The organism is Streptomyces sp. NBC_00454 (assembly GCF_041434015.1).
Lineage (GTDB): Bacteria > Actinomycetota > Actinomycetes > Streptomycetales > Streptomycetaceae > Streptomyces.
In genome coordinates this window covers 4772581-4789800 of record NZ_CP107907.1, presented here as the reverse complement: position 1 = coordinate 4789800, position 17220 = coordinate 4772581, and the positions used below count along the sequence as shown (strand labels likewise).

16 protein-coding genes and 1 riboswitch are annotated in these 17220 nt (G+C 71.9%); of the genes, 3 read left to right on the top strand and 13 right to left on the bottom strand.

The annotated features are described in order from the left end of the window. Nucleotides 1-46 precede the first annotated feature (46 nt). The 5 genes from OHU74_RS22325 to OHU74_RS22305 form a co-directional block, all read right to left on the bottom strand. Complete coding sequence (locus tag OHU74_RS22325; RefSeq protein ID WP_371617525.1) at nucleotides 47-1045, bottom strand: YihY/virulence factor BrkB family protein; 999 nt, start codon at nucleotides 1043-1045, stop codon at nucleotides 47-49. 145 nt (nucleotides 1046-1190) lie between these two features. Beyond that, nucleotides 1191-1799, bottom strand: coding sequence for a 2'-5' RNA ligase family protein (locus OHU74_RS22320; RefSeq protein ID WP_371617524.1), 609 nt, complete (start codon nucleotides 1797-1799; stop codon nucleotides 1191-1193). A gap of 129 nt (nucleotides 1800-1928) precedes the next feature. After that, complete coding sequence (gene trpS / locus OHU74_RS22315) at nucleotides 1929-2942, bottom strand: tryptophan--tRNA ligase (RefSeq protein ID WP_330298174.1); 1014 nt, start codon at nucleotides 2940-2942, stop codon at nucleotides 1929-1931. A gap of 232 nt (nucleotides 2943-3174) precedes the next feature. Next, nucleotides 3175-4443 (bottom strand): serine hydroxymethyltransferase, encoded by a 1269-nt coding sequence (gene glyA / locus OHU74_RS22310; protein WP_371617523.1) that lies wholly within the window; start codon nucleotides 4441-4443, stop codon nucleotides 3175-3177. A gap of 35 nt (nucleotides 4444-4478) precedes the next feature. Further along, nucleotides 4479-4569: riboswitch (ZMP/ZTP riboswitch) on the bottom strand. A 100-nt stretch (nucleotides 4570-4669) separates the two neighbouring features. Beyond that, on the bottom strand, nucleotides 4670-5872 hold the full coding sequence (locus OHU74_RS22305; RefSeq protein ID WP_371617522.1) for an RNA-guided endonuclease InsQ/TnpB family protein: 1203 nt from the start codon (nucleotides 5870-5872) through the stop codon (nucleotides 4670-4672). A 283-nt stretch (nucleotides 5873-6155) separates the two neighbouring features. Between OHU74_RS22305 and rocD the strand changes: the two genes are divergently transcribed. Further along, complete coding sequence (gene rocD, locus OHU74_RS22300) at nucleotides 6156-7364, top strand: ornithine--oxo-acid transaminase (RefSeq protein WP_371617521.1); 1209 nt, start codon at nucleotides 6156-6158, stop codon at nucleotides 7362-7364. Between the two features lie 25 nt (nucleotides 7365-7389). Here the strand turns inward: rocD and OHU74_RS22295 are convergent, their stop codons facing one another. Continuing rightward, on the bottom strand, nucleotides 7390-8583 hold the full coding sequence (locus OHU74_RS22295; RefSeq protein ID WP_371617520.1) for a glutathionylspermidine synthase family protein: 1194 nt from the start codon (nucleotides 8581-8583) through the stop codon (nucleotides 7390-7392). A 48-nt stretch (nucleotides 8584-8631) separates the two neighbouring features. Then, nucleotides 8632-8949 (bottom strand): hypothetical protein, encoded by a 318-nt coding sequence (locus tag OHU74_RS22290; protein WP_371617519.1) that lies wholly within the window; start codon nucleotides 8947-8949, stop codon nucleotides 8632-8634. Between the two features lie 288 nt (nucleotides 8950-9237). Here OHU74_RS22290 and OHU74_RS22285 point away from each other — a divergent pair, with 288 nt between their 5' ends. Then, nucleotides 9238-10077, top strand: a complete 840-nt coding sequence (locus OHU74_RS22285; protein WP_371619759.1) for a hypothetical protein — start codon at nucleotides 9238-9240, stop codon at nucleotides 10075-10077. Nucleotides 10078-10084: 7 nt separating this feature from the next. Here the strand turns inward: OHU74_RS22285 and OHU74_RS22280 are convergent, their stop codons facing one another. Next, entirely contained in the window at nucleotides 10085-11476 is a 1392-nt protein-coding gene (locus OHU74_RS22280) for a PLP-dependent aminotransferase family protein (RefSeq protein ID WP_371617518.1), read from the bottom strand. 46 nt (nucleotides 11477-11522) lie between these two features. Between OHU74_RS22280 and OHU74_RS22275 the strand changes: the two genes are divergently transcribed. Next, nucleotides 11523-12026, top strand: a complete 504-nt coding sequence (locus OHU74_RS22275; RefSeq protein ID WP_371617517.1) for a carboxymuconolactone decarboxylase family protein — start codon at nucleotides 11523-11525, stop codon at nucleotides 12024-12026. Between the two features lie 29 nt (nucleotides 12027-12055). Here the strand turns inward: OHU74_RS22275 and OHU74_RS22270 are convergent, their stop codons facing one another. The 5 genes from OHU74_RS22270 to OHU74_RS22250 all read right to left on the bottom strand — a co-directional run bounded on the left by OHU74_RS22270 (nucleotide 12056) and on the right by OHU74_RS22250 (nucleotide 17170). Further along, nucleotides 12056-13063 carry a hypothetical protein gene (locus OHU74_RS22270; protein WP_371617516.1) on the bottom strand — a complete coding sequence of 336 codons (1008 nt, stop codon included), beginning with the start codon at nucleotides 13061-13063 and terminating at the stop codon, nucleotides 12056-12058. 3 nt (nucleotides 13064-13066) lie between these two features. Continuing rightward, on the bottom strand, nucleotides 13067-13471 hold the full coding sequence (locus OHU74_RS22265) for a hypothetical protein (RefSeq protein ID WP_371617515.1): 405 nt from the start codon (nucleotides 13469-13471) through the stop codon (nucleotides 13067-13069). Then, a complete protein-coding gene (locus OHU74_RS22260; protein ID WP_371617514.1) occupies nucleotides 13461-15191 on the bottom strand; it encodes a hypothetical protein in 1731 nt (576 codons plus the stop codon). The genes OHU74_RS22265 and OHU74_RS22260 overlap by 11 nt, the downstream gene beginning before the upstream one ends. Before the next feature lie 144 nt (nucleotides 15192-15335). Beyond that, the gene (locus OHU74_RS22255; protein ID WP_330298164.1) at nucleotides 15336-16325 is read right to left on the bottom strand and encodes a malate dehydrogenase; all 990 of its coding nucleotides are present in this window, start codon (nucleotides 16323-16325) and stop codon (nucleotides 15336-15338) included. Between the two features lie 236 nt (nucleotides 16326-16561). Beyond that, nucleotides 16562-17170 (bottom strand): short chain dehydrogenase, encoded by a 609-nt coding sequence (locus OHU74_RS22250; protein ID WP_371617513.1) that lies wholly within the window; start codon nucleotides 17168-17170, stop codon nucleotides 16562-16564. Nucleotides 17171-17220 lie beyond the last annotated feature (50 nt).

The following is a 17220-nucleotide window of genomic DNA, read 5'->3' as shown; positions in this document are numbered from 1 at the left end:
TGAGCCCGCTCCAGAGCCGGATCCGGAGCCGGAGCCGGATCCGGGATCAGCCGGCCGCCGGGGCCGTCCCCGACCCGGACGTCCCCGGATCCGGCTCCGGGGCGGGCTCCGGCTCCGGGGCCGGGTCCTCCGCCCCGTCCCCGTCCCCGTCCCCGTCCCCGTCCCCGTCCCCGTCCCCGTCCCCGTCCCCGTCCGCGTCGTCGCGGCTCGCCGTCCAGGCCGCGCAGAACAGCAGCAGCTTCGCCGTCAGGTTGATCCAGATCAGCAGGGCGATCGGCACGCCGAAGGCCCCGTACATGCTCTTCGTGGCCACCTCGCGCATGTAGCCGCTGAGCAGCAGTTTCAGCAGCTCGAAGCCGGCCGCGCCGATGAGGGCCGCCTGGATCAGGCGGCCGCGCGGGGGTTCGACGCCCGGCAGCAGGGTCAGGACGTAGAGCAGCAGCAGGAAGGCGGCCAGGACTCCGACGAGGAAGGCCGCGGTACGCAGCAGGCCGCCGCCGACGCCGTCGCGCGGCAGGCCGATCCAGTCACCGGCCTTGCCGACCAGGCTGGAGCCGACGATCGAGGCCGCGGCCGAGGCCAGGACGGCCCCGCCGAGGCCGATGAGGACCAGGGCGTCCTTGCCCTTGCGGACGATGGGGTTGCCCTCGTCCTCGTCGTCCTTGTCCCATACGGCGCGCAGGCAGCCGCGCATCGAGCCGACCCAGCCGATGCCGGTGAAGAGCAGGATTCCGGCGGCCACCAGCCCGACCGTGCCCGCGTTCGCGACCAGCGCGTTGATGTCGAGCTGGTCGGAGATGCCGGGCACCTGTTCGGCGAGGTTCTTCTGGAGCCGGTCGAGCTGGTCCTGGCTGAGCAGCGCCGCGCCGATCGCGGCGGCCACGGTGATCAGGGGGAAGAGCGCGACGAAGCTGATGAAGGTGATCGCGGCGGCGAGCCGGCCCCAGTGCACCCGGTCGAGGCGCTGGTACGAACGCCACAGGTGGGTCCGCATCAGCGCGGACATCAGGGACCCGATCACCGGGAGTTTCGTCAGCCAGTCCATGCGGTCACCGTAAATGAGCTGTCGGAAATAGCCGGGATTGCCGCAATTGGGGACTACGGTCGTCGATTGTGACTTTTCGCCCGACGGCTCGGCCGTTCCACGCCCTGATCCTGCGAAGGATCAGCTTCCGGTTCCGGTTCCTGCGTCAGGAACGGCGTACGGTCGCCTCGCCCGCGGCGGCCGCCGGGCTGTCGGTCGCCGAGCCCAGCTGCGCCGGAACGCCCGGCGCGCCGCCTCCGAACGGGTACTCCCGCAGCTTGCGCCAGACCCCGTCCGAGCCCTGCTCGTAGAGGGCGAAACCGCCGCAGGTCCACTCCGCCGCATAGTCCGCGAGGGTGCTGAACGCCAGGTCCATCGCCTCCTCGGAGATCCCGTGGGCGACCGTGACGTGCGGGTGGTACGGGAACGCCAGCTCCCGGCTGAGCGGCCCCTGCGCTTCGCGGACCCGGGCCTGGAGCCGGGCGCAGTCCGTGCCGCCCTCGACGACCTGGACGAAGACGACCGGCGAGAGGGGCCGGAAGGTTCCCGTGCCGGCCAGCCGCATCGGGAAGGGCCGACAGGCGGCCGCGACCTCGGCCAGGTGGGCGCGGATCTCCGGCAGCCGGTCCGCGGCCACCTCCGTCGGCGGCAGGAGGGTGACGTGCGTGGGAATGCCGTGCGCGGCGGCGTCCCCGAAGCCCGCGCGCAGCTCCTGGAGGCTGCGGCCGTACGGCTCCGGGACCGCGATCGAAACGCCGAGCGTTACGGTCCCCACGAATCTCTCCTCCGCCTGTCGTTCCTGTGCGTCGTCGGTGCGCGGCCTGTGGGCCGAGCGGGTGCTGCCGCACCAGTGTGGCGGCAGCACCCCCCGGATCGCCAGGGCCCTCTTCCTCTTCCGTGCGTCTCAGTGCTTCGCGGGCAGGAATCCGAGGTGGTCGTAAGCCTGCGCCAGGGTCTCCGAAGCGACCGCGCGAGCCTTCTCCGCGCCCTTGGCCAGCAGGTTGTCCAGGGTCTCCGGGTCGTCCAGGTACTCCTGGGTGCGCTGCTTGAACGGTGTGACGAAATCGACCATCACTCCGGCGAGATCGGTCTTGAGCGCGCCGTAGCCCTTGCCCTCGTACGCGGTCTCCAGCGCGGCGACCGACTCACCCGTGAGGGTGGAGAAGATCGTGAGCAGATTGCTGACGCCGGGCTTCTCGACCGGGTCGAAGCGGACCACGGCCTCGGTGTCCGTGACGGCGCTCTTGATCTTCTTCTCGGTGGCCTTGGGCTCGTCGAGGAGGTTGATCAGGCCCTTGGGGGAAGACGCCGACTTCGACATCTTGATCGCCGGGTCCTGGAGGTCGTAGATCTTCGCGACCTCCTTGACGATGTGCGGCGCGGGCAGCGTGAAGGTCTTGCCGAAGCGCTGGTTGAAGCGCTCGGCCAGGTCGCGGGTCAGCTCGATGTGCTGGCGCTGGTCCTCGCCGACCGGGACGGCGTTCGCCTGGTAGAGCAGGATGTCGGCGACCTGCAGGATCGGGTACGTGAACAGGCCGACGGTGGCGTTGTTGGCGCCGCCCTTGGCGGACTTGTCCTTGAACTGGGTCATCCGGCTGGCCTCGCCGAAGCCGGTGATGCAGTTCATGACCCAGCCGAGCTGGGCGTGCTCGGGCACGTGGCTCTGGATGAAGAGCGTGCAGCGCTCGGGGTCCAGGCCGGCGGCGAGCAGCTGCGCGGCGGAGAGCCGGGTGTTCGCGCGCAGGTCCTTGGGATCCTGCGGCATGGTGATCGCGTGCAGGTCGACGACCATGTAGAACGCGTCGTGCGTCTCCTGGAGGGCGACGTACTGGCGGATCGCTCCGAGGTAGTTCCCGAGGTGGAACGAACCGGAGGTGGGCTGGATACCGGAGAGCGCGCGAGGACGATCAGAAGCCATGGCTTCATTCTCTCAGGTGCGATGACGGGCTCGGGCCCGCCTTTGACCGGATCTTGCCCCGGCCAATATCCAGCCCGTCCGGCGTTTGAGGACCGGGTCCGGGCAGCGCCCGGCTGGGGGTCCCCCCGCCGGGCAGCGCCCGGCTGGGGGTCCCCCCGGACGAAGTCTGGGGGATGGTGGAAGGGCGGGTAGGGGACGAGCCCCGCAGGGCCCGCCCCTCCCCGCCCCCTCACTACGCCAGCGGCAGGCCCGGGGCCGGGAAGGCGGCCATGAGGTCGGAGACCTCGGCGCGGATGGCCGCCAGCGCCGGCTCGTCACCCTTCGCGGCAGCCGACACCGCACGGGAGATCCAGTCGGCCACCACCGGCATGTGGACCTCCGACAGACCGCGGGAGGTCAGCGACGGCGTACCGATCCGGATCCCCGACGGGTCGAACGGCTTGCGCGGGTCGAACGGCACGGTGTTGTAGTTCACGACGATGCCCGCCCGGTCCAGCGCCTTCGCCGCGATCTTGCCCGGAACCCCGCGCGAGGTCAGGTCCATCAGGATCAGGTGGTTGTCCGTGCCGCCGGAGACCAGGTCGAAGCCCTGCTCCAGCAGCGCCGCGGCCAGCGCCTTGGCATTGGCGACGACCGCGTGGGCGTACGAGACGAAGGAGGGCTGCGCCGCCTCGTGGAGGGCCACCGCGATACCGGCCGTGGTCTGGTTGTGCGGGCCGCCCTGGAGGCCCGGGAAGACCGCCTTGTCGATGGCCTTCGCGTGCTCCTCGCGGCACATCAGCATCGCGCCGCGCGGGCCGCGCAGGGTCTTGTGCGTGGTGGTGGAGATGACGTCCACGTGGCCGGCCGGGGAGGGGTGCGCGCCGCCCGCGATCAGGCCCGCGATGTGCGCGACGTCGGCGACGAGGATCGAGCCCGCCTCCTTGGCGATCGAGGCGAAGGCCTCGAAGTCGATCGTGCGCGGGAGGGCGGTGCCGCCGCAGAAGATCAGCTTGGGGCGCTCGGCCAGCGCGAGTTCCCGTACGGCGTCGTAGTCGATGAGACCGGTCTCCGCCTGGACCCCGTACTGCACGCCCCGGAACCAGGACCCGGTCGCCGAGACGCCCCAGCCATGGGTCAGGTGCCCGCCCATCGGCAGGGCCATGCCCATCACGGTGTCGCCGGGCTTGGCGAAGGCCAGGTAGACGGCGAGGTTGGCCGGGGAGCCGGAGTACGGCTGCACGTTGGCGTGGTCCACCCCGAAGAGGCCCTTCGCCCGCTCGACGGCCAGGGCCTCGATGCGGTCGATGTTCTGCTGGCCCTCGTAGTAGCGGCGGCCCGGGTAGCCCTCGCTGTACTTGTTCTGCAGCACGGTGCCGGAGGCTTCCAGCACGGCCGCGGACACGTAGTTCTCGCTGGGGATCAGGCGCAGGGTCTGCGCCTGGAGGGTTTCCTCGGCGGCGACGAAGGACGCCAGCTCGGGGTCGGTGCTCAACAGGGCGGGGTGGTGGCTCGCGCTCATGGCGGCTCCTCCGGGGTCGATGTCAGATCTCGTCCCCGCGAGGCCCAGGCGAGCGGCCCTGTATGCGGTCGTGCCCGCACGACTCCCCCGGAGTTCGTTCTCCGTACGCCAGTCGCCGTGCGTACCGCACACCTTAGCGGGCGCGCCACGAGAAAGGCTTCTCCGGCCGGTATACGACCCAGGATGCAGATTGAGACCTCCCCTTCGAACAAAGGGGATTCCGACCTCACGCTGCCCGGCGGACCAGCGGTCCGTCAGGTCTTCCGCGATCAACGGCAGCCGGGATGAAACCAGCCCGGACAAGCATGACGCGTGCGGAGTTCTTGTCTCTCGGGGAAACTGCTCCGCACGCGGTGCATGTGTAGGTGCGTTCCGACAGCGGGAGTGCGTGCTTGGTTCTCGCTCCGCACTGTCCGCAGTCCATGGTGGTGTGCGCGGGGTGCACGAGCCGCAGCTCGCGGCCGTGCTTGCGCGCCATGTTGATCAGCTCATGCTTCGTGGTGGAGATGGCCGCGTCGGCGGCCTTGCGGGCCATCGTGGACTTGGCGAGGAACTTCGGCCGGAAGTCCTCCACCGCGATCCGGCCGAAATCCGTCACCACGCGCTTGGCCCACTTGCGGGCGGTGTCCTGACGCTGCCGGGCGATCTTCTTGTGGACCTTCGCCGCCTGCCGCTTCGCTCTGCGGTAGCCCTTCGATGCGGCCCGGCCGCGATTCGGTTGACGGCGGGCCATCATCCGCTGATAGCCCCCCAGCTTCCCGGCCGCCTTCCTGCCGTACCCGGGATACGGAAGATCATGATCGTCGCTGGAGGTGGTCGCGGTCTCCTTCACGCCCCAGTCGACACCGATCGCCGTGCCCGTCACCGGCAGCGGCTGCGCCTCGGCTTGGACGACGAAGGAGGCGTACCAGTGGCCGAGGCCGTCGCGGTAGACGCGGACACTGGACGGATCGGTGGGAAGCTCCCGCGACCACACCACTGTCAGTGACATGCCGCCCGCAAGGTGAAGGAGTCCGTCCTTCAGCCGGAACCCGCGACGGGTGTAGTTGAGTGTGGGGTCTGCCAGCTCCTTCTTCTTGAGCCGGGGCATCCCCGCCCTCTGCCGCACCGGCAGTCGGGCCTTGATGTCCTTCACTGCTTTGGCCCGGGAGGCGGCGAAGTCCCGGATGATCTGCTGCTGAGGCACCGACGCTCCCGCCCGCAACCAATCACGCCCCGCGCGCCACCCTGTGAGCATCTTGTCGAGCCCGGCAGGCCCGCACTTCCCCTTGGCCTTGTGCGCGGCACGGGACTGAGCCACACACTGGTTCCACACCCATCGGCACCGGTCCCACTCGGACAGCAGGGCCGCGTGGGCGGCAGAAGACACGCGCAGTCGGTAGGTGTACCTGGCGCACCCCACCTGCCCCCCTTCCGCCGATGCCGTCATTCCCCCAACCTAGAGCCGTAGCCCGGTTCGTTCCCCAGAACTCCGACGCCCCACCCGAACCAGTGACCGACCACCCGACGATCCCTCAACGTAGGGAATCTCCAACGGTTCAGGGTCTTCCCCGGCGCTGCCATGGCGGACGCCGATCCGTTCGTGGGAAGATCTGCTCCCTTGTCCCGCTACGCGGGGAGCCGGATTCATCCCCGGCCTGAAGGCCAGGACTTCCTCCGGTTACCCGGTGACGCCACCCTCGTCACAGGCCTGACGGACGATCGGAGACCCCGTGTCGACAACTGCTGATGCCATCCGTTCCGCCGACGCGCACAGTGCGCACAACTACCATCCCCTGCCCGTCGTCGTCGCGACCGCCGAAGGCGCGTGGATGACCGACGTGGAGGGCCGCCGCTACCTCGACATGCTCGCGGGCTACTCCGCGCTCAACTTCGGCCACGGCAACCGCCGCCTGCTCGATGCCGCCCGCGCCCAGCTGGAGCGGGTCACCCTCACCTCCCGCGCCTTCCACCACGACCGCTTCGCGGACTTCTGCACCGAGCTGGCCGCACTGTGCGGCAAGGAGATGGTGCTGCCCATGAACACGGGCGCGGAGGCCGTGGAGACGGCCGTCAAGACCGCCCGCAAGTGGGGGTACGAGGTCAAGGGCGTCCCGGACGGCCACGCCAAGATCGTGGTCGCGTCCGACAACTTCCACGGCCGCACCACCACGATCGTGTCCTTCTCGACGGACCACGACGCCCGCGACCACTTCGGGCCCTACACCCCCGGGTTCGAGATCGTCCCGTACGGGGACCTCACCGCGCTCTCCCACGCCGTCACCTCCAACACGGTCGCCGTGCTCCTGGAGCCCATCCAGGGCGAGGCGGGCGTCCTCGTACCGCCCGCCGGATACCTCCAGGGCGTACGGGAACTGACGCGCGAGCGGAACGTCCTCTTCATGGCGGACGAGATCCAGTCGGGGCTGGGCCGGACCGGCAAGACCTTCGCGTGCGAGCACGAGGGCGTGGTCCCGGACGTGTACATCCTCGGCAAGGCCCTGGGCGGCGGGGTCGTCCCCGTGTCGGCGGTGGTCGCCGACCGCGACGTCCTCGGCGTGTTCAAGCCGGGCGAGCACGGCTCCACCTTCGGCGGGAACCCCCTGGCCTGCGCCGTGGCCCTGGAGGTCATCGCGATGCTGCGCACCGGCGAGTACCAGCAGCGCGCCACCGAGCTCGGCGACCACCTGCACCGGGAGCTGAACCTGCTGGTCGGCGGCGGTGCGGTGACCGCCGTACGGGGCCGCGGGCTGTGGGCGGGCATCGACATCGACCCGGCGCGCGGCACCGGCCGGGAGATCTCCGAGAAGCTGATGGACCTCGGGGTCCTGGTCAAGGACACGCACGGGTCGACGATCCGGATCGCACCGCCGCTGGTGATCAGCAAGGAGGACCTGGACTGGGGCCTGGACCAGCTCAGGTCGGTCCTCGCCACCGAGTAGCGGCTCCCGTCAGAGGATGCTGTGCCTACAAGATGACGTGGGGCAGGAAGCGGGCGTACTCGTCCGTGACCGGCCCCGCCGATTCGCGGATGCCGAGCCCCGCCGCCTCGTCCTCGACGACCCACGCGCCGAGCACCACCCGGTTGCCGTCGAAGTCGGGCAGCGGGGCGAGGGCCTGGAAGACGTAGCTCTCGTCCGGCTCCGGTACGAACGCCTCGCCGCCCACCGGATGCAGGGTGACCCCGGCGCCCTCGCGCCCCAGCAGCGGCTTCGCCACGTAGCCGCCGGTCTGCGCCAGCTCGCGCGGGCCGTCCAGGTAGGCGGGCAGCAGGTTCGGGTGCTCCGGGAAGAGCTCCCACAGGATGGCCAGCAGTGCCTTGTTGGAGAGCAGCATCTTCCACAGCGGCTCGATCCAGGCGGTCGTGCCCGAGCCGCCTCCGTGGTCGTAGGTGCCCAGCACCTGCGGGGCGAACTCGTCGGTGACCAGCCACTCCCACGGATAGAGCTTGAAGCACGCGCGGATGAAGCCCAGCTTCTCGTCCACGAAACGGCCGGACAGGGCGTCCCAGCCGATCCGCTCGACGGACAGCGCCCGCGCGTCGATGCCGGCCTGCTCGGCGGTCTCCCGGAGGTAGGCGACCGTCATCAGGTCCTCGCCGAGCTCGTCGGTCTCCGAGTGCGCGAAGTGCAGCGGGCCGTAGGGCAGCAGCTCCGCCTGCCGGCGCCAGGCCTCGACCAGCCGCTCGTGCAGGGAGTTCCACTGGTCGGCGCCCGGGAAGCGCTCCTCCATCCAGAACCACTGCGGGCTGGCGGCCTCCACCAGGGAGGTCGGGGTGTCGGCGTTGTACTCCAGCATCTTGGCGGGGCTGCCCTCGGCCCCGTCGTAGCGCAGGTCGAAGCGGCCGTAGAGCGAGGGCTGTTCGGCGCGCCGCCGCCAGGACTCGGCGACGAGCGCGGCGAGCTTCGGATCGGTGATGCCGAGGTCCGCGAAGCGGTCGTGCTCGACGATGTGCTCCGCCGCCGCCAGGCACATGGCGTGCAGCTCCTCGACCACGTTCTCCAGCGCCTCCACCTCGGGCAGCGAGAAGGAGTAGTACGCGCTCTCGTCCCAGTAGGGGCGCAGGGAGTCGTCGGGGTAGCGGGTGAGCGGGTAGATCAGCCCCTGCTCCTCGACGGTCTTCTGCCAGTCGGGGCGGGGCTCGATCGTGTGGCGCTTCATCGGTGTGCGTTCCCTCGGGTCTCGGTCGGCCGGTCCGGATCAGCCGGGTCAGCCGCCGCTGGAGCCGGAGCTCTTGTGCCCGCCGATGCCGCCGCGGGTGACGGCCGATTTGTCGAAGCTGCCGCCGGAGACCTTGCCGCTGCGAACGGAGCCGCCGTAGTAGTACGTGCCCCGGCTGCTGCTGCCGCCGCTGCTCTTGCAGTACTTGTCGTCCAGCTTGTCCAGCGTGGTCCGGTCGACGCAGCGCCTGTCCGGTTCGCTGCTGTTGCCGCAGGCCACCAGGGTGGCCGCGAGCAGGCCCACGCCTCCGAGGACGACGGTGCCGGAACGCATGCGGCGCTGCTTTGTACCGCTGCTGGTGTCCATGTCTGCTGCTCCCCCTGGGGCCTGTCGTCAAATTGCCGTCTGCCCCGCGACGCCTGGCACGCACTCTCGCCGCACCGGGCGAAAGCCCTCGTACGTCCAGTACGCCGACTTCCGCCCGGCACGCCGAGAGCACGCACCAGACGCCGCGGGGCCGCCCTCCGGGCGACGACGCCAATTTGACGACAGGCCCCAGCGGCGTGCTGCCGACAGAGTAGAGCGGGTCCCCGGACCGATGGAATCCGGCCGTCCCCTGATCCGCGGCACTAGAGTCGCTTCGTGCTCATTGGGATGATTTGCGCGCTCGGTGCGGCGGTCTGCTTCGGCACGGCGTCGGTCCTTCAGGCAGTGGCGGCGCGGGCGGCGGAGCCCGGGACGGGCTCGGGGGTCGACACCGCCCTGCTCCTACGGGCGCTGCGCCAGTGGCGCTACCTCGCCGGCCTGGGCCTGGACGGGCTCGGCTTCGTCCTCCAGATCATCGCCCTGCGCCACCTCCCCATCTACGCGGTGGGCGCCGCCCTCGCCGCCAGCCTCGCGGTGACGGCGGTGGTCGCGGCGCGGCTGCTGCGGGTCCGGCTGAGCGGAACGGAATGGGCCGCGGTGGCGGTGGTGTGCGGGGGGCTGGTGATGCTCGGACTGTCCTCGGGAGAGGAGGGCTCCCAGGCCGGCTCGCTCGCGCTGAAGCTGGGGCTGCTGGGGGTGGCGGGGCTGGTGCTCGTGGCCGGAGCCGTGGCGGGCGGGCTGCCGGACCGCAGCCGGGCACTGACGCTGGGCCTGGCGGCCGGGACGGGCTTCGGGGTGGTGGAGGTGGCGGTCCGGCTCATCGACGAGGTCTCGCTGTCGGCCCTGTCCAACCCGGCGCTGTACGCGCTGCTGCTGGGCGGGGGTTCGGCCTTCCTGCTGCTCACCTCGGCCCTGCAGCGGGGCTCCGTGACGGTGGCCACCGCCGGGATGGTGCTGGGCGAGACCCTCGGCCCGGCGGCGGTGGGCGTGGCCTGGCTGGGCGACCGCACCCGCGAGGGCCTGACCTGGCTGGCGGTCACCGGCTTCGCGGTCTCCGTGGCCGGCGCCCTGGCGCTGGCCCGCTTCGGCGAGCCCCCGGCGGAAGAATCCGGGCCGGCGGAGGCCTGAGGCGTCCTCACGGCAGCGCGGCGACCAGCGCGGCCAAGGTCGCGGACCAGGCGCTCTGGGTCGGGGTGCCGAAGCCGACGACCAGGGCCTCGCGCGGGGCCGCGGTCGACTCCGGGTGGCGGAACCAGGACAGCGACTGCAGGCCCAGGTCCTGCCAGGCGGCCGCGCGCAGGGCCGCACGCTCCCCGCCCGGCGGCAGGTCCAGGACCGCGTGGAGTCCCGCCGCGATCCCGGAGACCGCCACCCGGTCCCCGACCGCCGCCACCAGCTCGTCCCGGCGCCGCCGGTACCGCAGCCGCATCCCCCGCACGTGCCGGTCGTACGCCCCCGACCGGATGAACTCCGCGAGCGTCAGCTGGTCCAGCGCGCTGGAGCTCCAGTCGATCCGGCCCTTCGCCGCGAGCACCTCGTCCAGCAGCGCGGGCGGGACCACCATCCAGCCCATGCGCAGCCCCGGCGCCAGGGACTTGCTCGCCGTGCCGAGGTAGACCACCCGGCCCGGGTCCAGCCCCTGCAGCGCGCCCACCGGCTGGCGGTCGTAGCGGAACTCGCCGTCGTAGTCGTCCTCCAGGATCAGCCCGCCCGTGGACCGGGCCCAGTCCACCGCCGCCGCCCTGCGCACGGGGGTCAGCGCCGCGCCCGTCGGGAACTGGTGCGCCGGGGTGAGGAGGACCGCGCCCGAAGCGGGGGACAGCGACTGCGTGTGCGCGCCCGCCGCGTCCACCTCCAGCGGCCGGGTCCGCAGCCCCGCCGCGGTCAGCAGGTCCCGGTGCACGTCGAGCCCGTAGCCCTCCACCGCCACCTCCCGCACCCGCCGCGCCCGCAGCAGCTTCGCCAGCACCATCACCCCGTGCGCGAACCCGGAGCACAGCACGATCCGTTCCGGGTCCGCGTGCACCCCGCGGGCCCGCGCCAGGTATCCGGCCAGGGCCTCGCGCAGTTCCACCCGGCCGCGCGGGTCCCCGTACCCGAAGGCCTCGTTGGGGGCGTCGGTCAGCGCCCGGCGGGCCGCCGACAGCCAGGCCGCGCGCGGGAAGCCGCCCAGGTCGGGGGTGCCGGGAAAGAGGCTGTACGAGGTCCTCGCGCGCACGGGGCGCCGTACGGGCGCGGCCGGAGCGCTGCGCCGCTCCCGGGCCCGTTCCGCGACCCGGGTCCCGGAGCCCTGCCGGGCCGTCAGCCAGCCCTCGGCGACGAGCTCGGCGTACGCCTCGGCGACGGTGTTGCGGGCGATCCCCAGATCGGCGGCGAGCGAGCGCGAGGAGGGCAGCCGGGTCCCCGGGGCGAGCCGCCCGCTGCGCGCGGCCTCGCGCAGCGCCTCGGTCAGCCCGGCCCGCAGACCGCGCCCCGCGGACAGCTCCAGGTGCAGGTCCGCGCCGAAAGTGGCCCAGGATTCCGTCATGGATATGGACCATACCGGCGGGCCGCCTGCTTCATAGGGTGGACGCATGACCACTCACGTGCACACCACCGAACACGCCGCCGAACAGGCCCCCCGCGGCAACTGGGGCCAGAACTCCCCCGAGATCTACAAGGCGGTCCTGGCCCTGGAGATCGCCGCGAAGAAGGGCCTGGACCCGTCGCTCGTCGAGCTCGTCAAGATCCGCGCCTCACAGCTCAACCACTGCGCCTTCTGCCTCGACATGCACACGAAGGACGCCATCGCGGCGGGCGAGAGCGTGGAGCGGATCGTGCTGCTCGGCGCCTGGGAGGAGTCGCGGCACTTCTACACGGAGAAGGAGCTCGCCGCGATCGAGCTGACCGAGGCCGTGACCGTGCTGACGGACGGCTTCGTGCCGGACGAGGTGTTCGAGAAGGCGGCGAAGCACTTCGAGGAGAAGGAGCTGACCCAGCTGATCGCCGTGATCGCGACGATCAACGTCTGGAACCGCTTCGGCGTCACCTACCGCATGGCCCCGGGCCACTACACGGCGGGGATGTACGGCAAGTAGTTCGACCGGCGCGCGTCGGCCCCTCCCCCTCAGCCGGCCGGGCGGAAGGCCGCCAGGGCGGCGGCGTGGTGCTCCTGGGTGAGCGTCCACTCGGGGGCCGGGCCGGCCGTCAGGACGGCCCACTTCTTGCCGTCCTGCGCGACGAAGACCCGTTCGATCCCGCGCCGCCTGCCGTGCGATTCCGTGCTGTCGTACTCGTAGACGAGCTCGCCGGCCCCGGCGGCGCCGGGTGCCGGGCCGACCCGGATCTCCTGGTAGCCGGAGGTCTGGGCCCGCAGGTACGAGGAGGCGCCCTGGACGGCTCCGAGGGGGCTCAGGTCGGCCTCGCTGACCTGGAAGATCTGGACCAGGGAGGCGCGGTCGGGCGAGCGGTAGAAGACCCCCGAGGCGGCCTCTTCCCGGACCCATCCGACGGGCACGGCGACGGTGAAGCCCTTCGCGTCGCGCACCGTCTCGTGCGGGGTTCCGCTGCTCGGGCTGGGGCTCGGGCTGGCGCTCGGGCTGGGGCTGGAGGAGCCGGTACCGGTACTGGTGGGCGTGGGCGTATCGGATCCGCCGGAGACCGGCGGAGCGCTCGAAGCGGTGAGCCCCGGGGGCACGGCCTCGTCCCCCCGGTCCCGCTCCACGAACCAGACGGCCGCCGCGCCGATCGCGAGCGCGGCCACCGCGACCACCGCCGTCGTGGGCGTCAGCCACCGGCCGCGCGGCCCGTCGGGGCGCGGGGGCCCCGGCGGTACGGACCCCGGGTACGGGTCGTACTGCGGCAGGGGCTGGTGACCCGACGGGGCTCCGGGCTGGGGATGCACCGGCGCGTACCCGGGCGGGACGGGCGGAACGGAAGGTGCGCCCGGCGGCCACGCCTGGCCCGGGGCGGGGCCGGGCGGCGGACCCGGAGCGGGTGCCTGCGCCGGAGCGGGTGCCTGCGCCGGAGCGGGCGCCGGGGCCTGGGCGGGCGCCGGGGCCTGGGCCGGGCCGTCCGAGACCCAGCGCTGGGTCTGCGGGTCCCAGCGGGGTGCGCCCTGCGGCTGCGAGGCCAAGGCTCAGCCTCCCAGCGAGGTCAGCAGCCCGGCCAGCGCCGTGGCCGCGCTGACCGATTCCACCAGCGGGGCCCAGCGTTCCAGCGCCCCGCGCAGCCGGGTGACCAGGCCGGGGCGGATCTCCGCCGCCCCCTCCAGCCCCTCGGCGACCCCGTCCAGTTCGGTGTCGAGCGCCGTCCGGTCCGCGCCGCGCGGCAGCCGTACGAGGGCCGCGCGCAGCTCCAGTACCGCCTCCAGGAGCGCCTCCGGTGCGACGGCTCCGGCCGCCGGGTCCCCGTGGTGGACGGTGTTGGTGTTGTTGCTGCCCCCGATACTGAAGGCGCTGCCGGTGATCCCGCCGATCCGGACGGACGGCTCGGACCCGCCCGTGCCCGCACCGGTCCCCGTACCGCTGTCGTCAGTTGCCACCGCTGCTCCCCCTACCCCTGCTCCTGCCGCCGCCGTGGCGGACGGTGTTGGTGTTGTTGCTGCCGCCGACGCTGAAGGTGCTGCCGTTCACCGACTGGATGAACGTGCCGCCCTCGGCCACGTTGACCGCCCGCGCCGCGAACTCCTCGGTGTGCCAGCCCGCCTCGTGCAGTGCGAGCACGATCCCCCCGACGACCCGGTCCTGAATGGTCTTCAGGAAGCGGTCGAGGTCCATGAGGTGGAACAGCGAGCCGTTGTCCTGGGAGGCCAGGTCGCGCACCGACACCCGCGGCCCCTCGGGCCGGGCGCCGCCATGGCCGGCGGTGGCGATCCGCCACCAGCTGACCAGGCCGCGGCCCAGGGTGGCGACGGAGGCCGCGATGGAGCCGGGAGTGTTGCGCACGGCCCAGACGGCCTTGCCGAACGCGTTGTTGTTCCGGTGGCGCTGGGCGTCGGCGTCCGCGTTGTGGAAGGTGACGTGGACGGGGAGCAGCACGTGCGGGGCCACCTCCAGCATCATCATCCCGCCCTGCGTGTGGACCCGTACGAAGACGGTGACGACGAGGTTCTCGTCCCAGCCGCCGACCCGGACGCGCAGGAAGTGGCGGCGTCGTTCGCCGCCCTCCTCGATGGCTGCGGCCCGCTGTTCGCCGTACTGGCCGTGGACGACCTGGGCGGTGTCGCGGTGCGGCAGTCCGGCGGCGGGCAGGAACACGCACTCGTCCACGACCAGTTCGCGCATCCGGTCCCCGACGGCGGCGGCCGACTCGGGGGAACCGTGCGGCGAGGGCACCCGCAGGCGCTCCAGCAGCGGCACGACCTTGCCGAGGATATGGGCGTTGGTGACCGGGACCGGCTTGTGGTCGGGGCCGAGGTCCTCGCGCGGGCGCAGTTCCACGGACAGCTGCCAGGGCATGTAGGGATCACCCGCCCCGCAGAACGGGTCGTTGACGTCGTACATGATCACCGGCGCGAACTGCTCGGCCCGGATCCGCTGGCGGATGCGCTGGAAGCGGGCGCCCTGGGCGGCTTCGGCCGGGTCGCCGGCGTGGTCGGCGTAGCGCTGCGCGTTGAGGTCGGTGGCGATGGTGCGGAAGACGTACCCGCGCTGGAGTCCCACGACGGTGGCCACGGCGCCGAGGACCACGGGCAGCCACCAGAAGGTGGCGCCGCCGGCGAGGGCGCCGCCCGACGGGGTGAACGGCAGGCCCAGGACCCCGCCCGTGTTCCCGAGGGAACTCAGCAGCGCGAGGCCGCCGAAGCCGAAGGCGAGCAGGATGAGGACGATCGTCCACCAGACGTAGATGCGCAGGATCAGGGCGAGGGCGCGCAGCAGCGGGACTCTGCGGCCGCGCAGCCAGTCGGCCAGGCTGAGCATCAGGAACGGGAAGACCAGCACGGCGAGGGCGCCGCCGGTGAGCAGCGAGCCGACGAACCAGGCGCCGAGGACCCCGGCGGCCCAGCCGAGCTCGGCGCGGCGGGCGCGCAGCGCGTGGGCGAGCACCCGGGAGGCGTCGTAGCCGTAGGAGGGGGCGACGACCCGCTCCTCGTGGACGTACAGCTCGTCGATGACCCGGTCGCGGTATCCGGCGTCCAGGTAGGTGCCCGCGCACAGGAAACGGCCCGCTTCGCTGAGGGAGGGGTGGACCGGTGGGCGACCGGCGGGCGGATCACCCCAGGCACCGTTGTCGGGCCGGCGGGGACTCGGGATCTCGGTCACCGATCGACCTTAGGTTTTCCTTACACCCCGCGATAGAAAGATTCACGCCAAAGCGCCCCGGCCGAGTTTGGCCGGGGCGCTTCGGTGTTCGTACTGGTTCGCCCAGACTGATGTGCCCAGAGGACGCGCTCAGCCTGAATGCGCTCAGATCAGGCCGAGCTCGCGCACCGCGTCGCGCTCCTCGACGAGCTCCGCCACGGACGCGTCGATGCGCGCACGGGAGAACTCGTTGATGTCCAGGCCCTGGACGATCTCGTAGCGGCCGTCCTTGGTGGTGACCGGGAAGGAGGAGATGATGCCCTCCGGCACGCCGTAGGAGCCGTCCGACGGGATGCCCATCGAGGTCCAGTCGCCCGCCGCGGTGCCGTTGACCCACGTGTGGACGTGGTCGATGGCGGCGTTGGCGGCCGAGGCGGCCGAGGACGCGCCGCGGGCCTCGATGATCGCCGCGCCGCGCTTGGCGACGGTCGGGATGAAGTCGTCCGACAGCCAGGCCTGGTCGTTGACCAGCTCGGCGGCGTTCTTGCCGGCGATCTCCGCGTGGAAGATGTCCGGGTACTGGGTCGCCGAGTGGTTGCCCCAGATGGTCAGGCGCTTGATGTCGGAGACGGCGGCGCCGGTCTTGGCGGCCAGCTGCGAGATCGCGCGGTTGTGGTCCAGGCGGGTCATCGCGGTGAAACGCTCGGCCGGTACGTCCGGGGCGGCGGCCTGCGCGATGAGCGCGTTGGTGTTGGCCGGGTTGCCCACGACCAGGACCTTGATGTCGTCCGCGGCGTGCGCGTTGATCGCGGCGCCCTGCGGCTTGAAGATGCCGCCGTTGGCGGAGAGCAGGTCACCGCGCTCCATGCCCTTGGTACGCGGGCGGGCGCCGACCAGCAGCGCGACGTTGGCACCCTCGAAGCCCTTGTTCGGGTCGTCGAAGATGTCGATGCCGGCGAGCAGCGGGAAGGCGCAGTCGTCGAGCTCCATGGCGGTGCCCTGGGCGGCCTTCATGCCCTGGGGGATCTCCAGAAGACGGAGCTTGACCGGCACGTCCGCGCCGAGCAGGTGGCCGGACGCGATGCGGAAGAGCAGCGCGTAGCCGATCTGGCCGGCGGCGCCGGTGACGGTGACATTCACGGGAGTGCGGGTCATGGCCTTCTCCGTTAGACAGCTGGCGGTGGGGCGTCCCTGCCCCATGTGCTGGGAGGACGCCGCTCCCCGGACCTTAAATCTTGACGTGAAGAGACATCCGCCGTCAGGCTATCCGACCCTGGAGCACCCCAATCCCCCGGCCCGTGTGGTGCGTGGCACACGGGTGGTGCGCGGACGCCCGCCGGAGGCTGTCCGTACGCCCGCCAGACGGCGCCGCGGCGGCCCCGGTGCGGCTGTCACACCTGGAAGATCTCCCCGGTCCGGTGCCCTTCGACGGACTTGACGTAGGCGTTGGCGGCCCGCGCCACCGGTACCGCGTCGAATCCCGCGAACGTGTCCCCGTAGATGCCCATGGACTCCTCGAAGACGGTCGGGCTGACGGCGTTGATCCGCTGCCGGCCGGGGAGTTCGATGGCCGCGGCCCGTACGAAGGCCTCCACCGCGCCGTTGACGAGCGAGGCCACCGATCCCGTCAGCAGGGGTTCGCGCGCCAGGATGCCGGTGATCAGGGTGAACGAGGCGTGCGCGGGCAGCCGTACGGAGCCCTGGCGGACCAACTCGATCTGGGAGACGGCCTTGCCCTCCAGGCCCGCGCGCACGTCCTGGGTGGTCAGCTCGCCGAGCGGCTTCCACGGGACGCTGCCGGCCGCGACCGCCACCGCGTCCACGGGGCCCACCGCGTCGTACATGGCCCGGATGGACTCCGGGTCGGTGATGTCCACGTGGACGTCCGCGTCCTTGCGGGAGGCGGTGACGACCTCGTGGCCGCGCCCGCGCAGGGCCTCCTGGACCGCTCGGCCGAGGGTTCCGTTCGCTCCGATGACTACAACCTTGATCGCGTTCATGACGTCGAGCATCGCCATGAATGATCGCGAAGTCCACCGTTGGCGGCCGG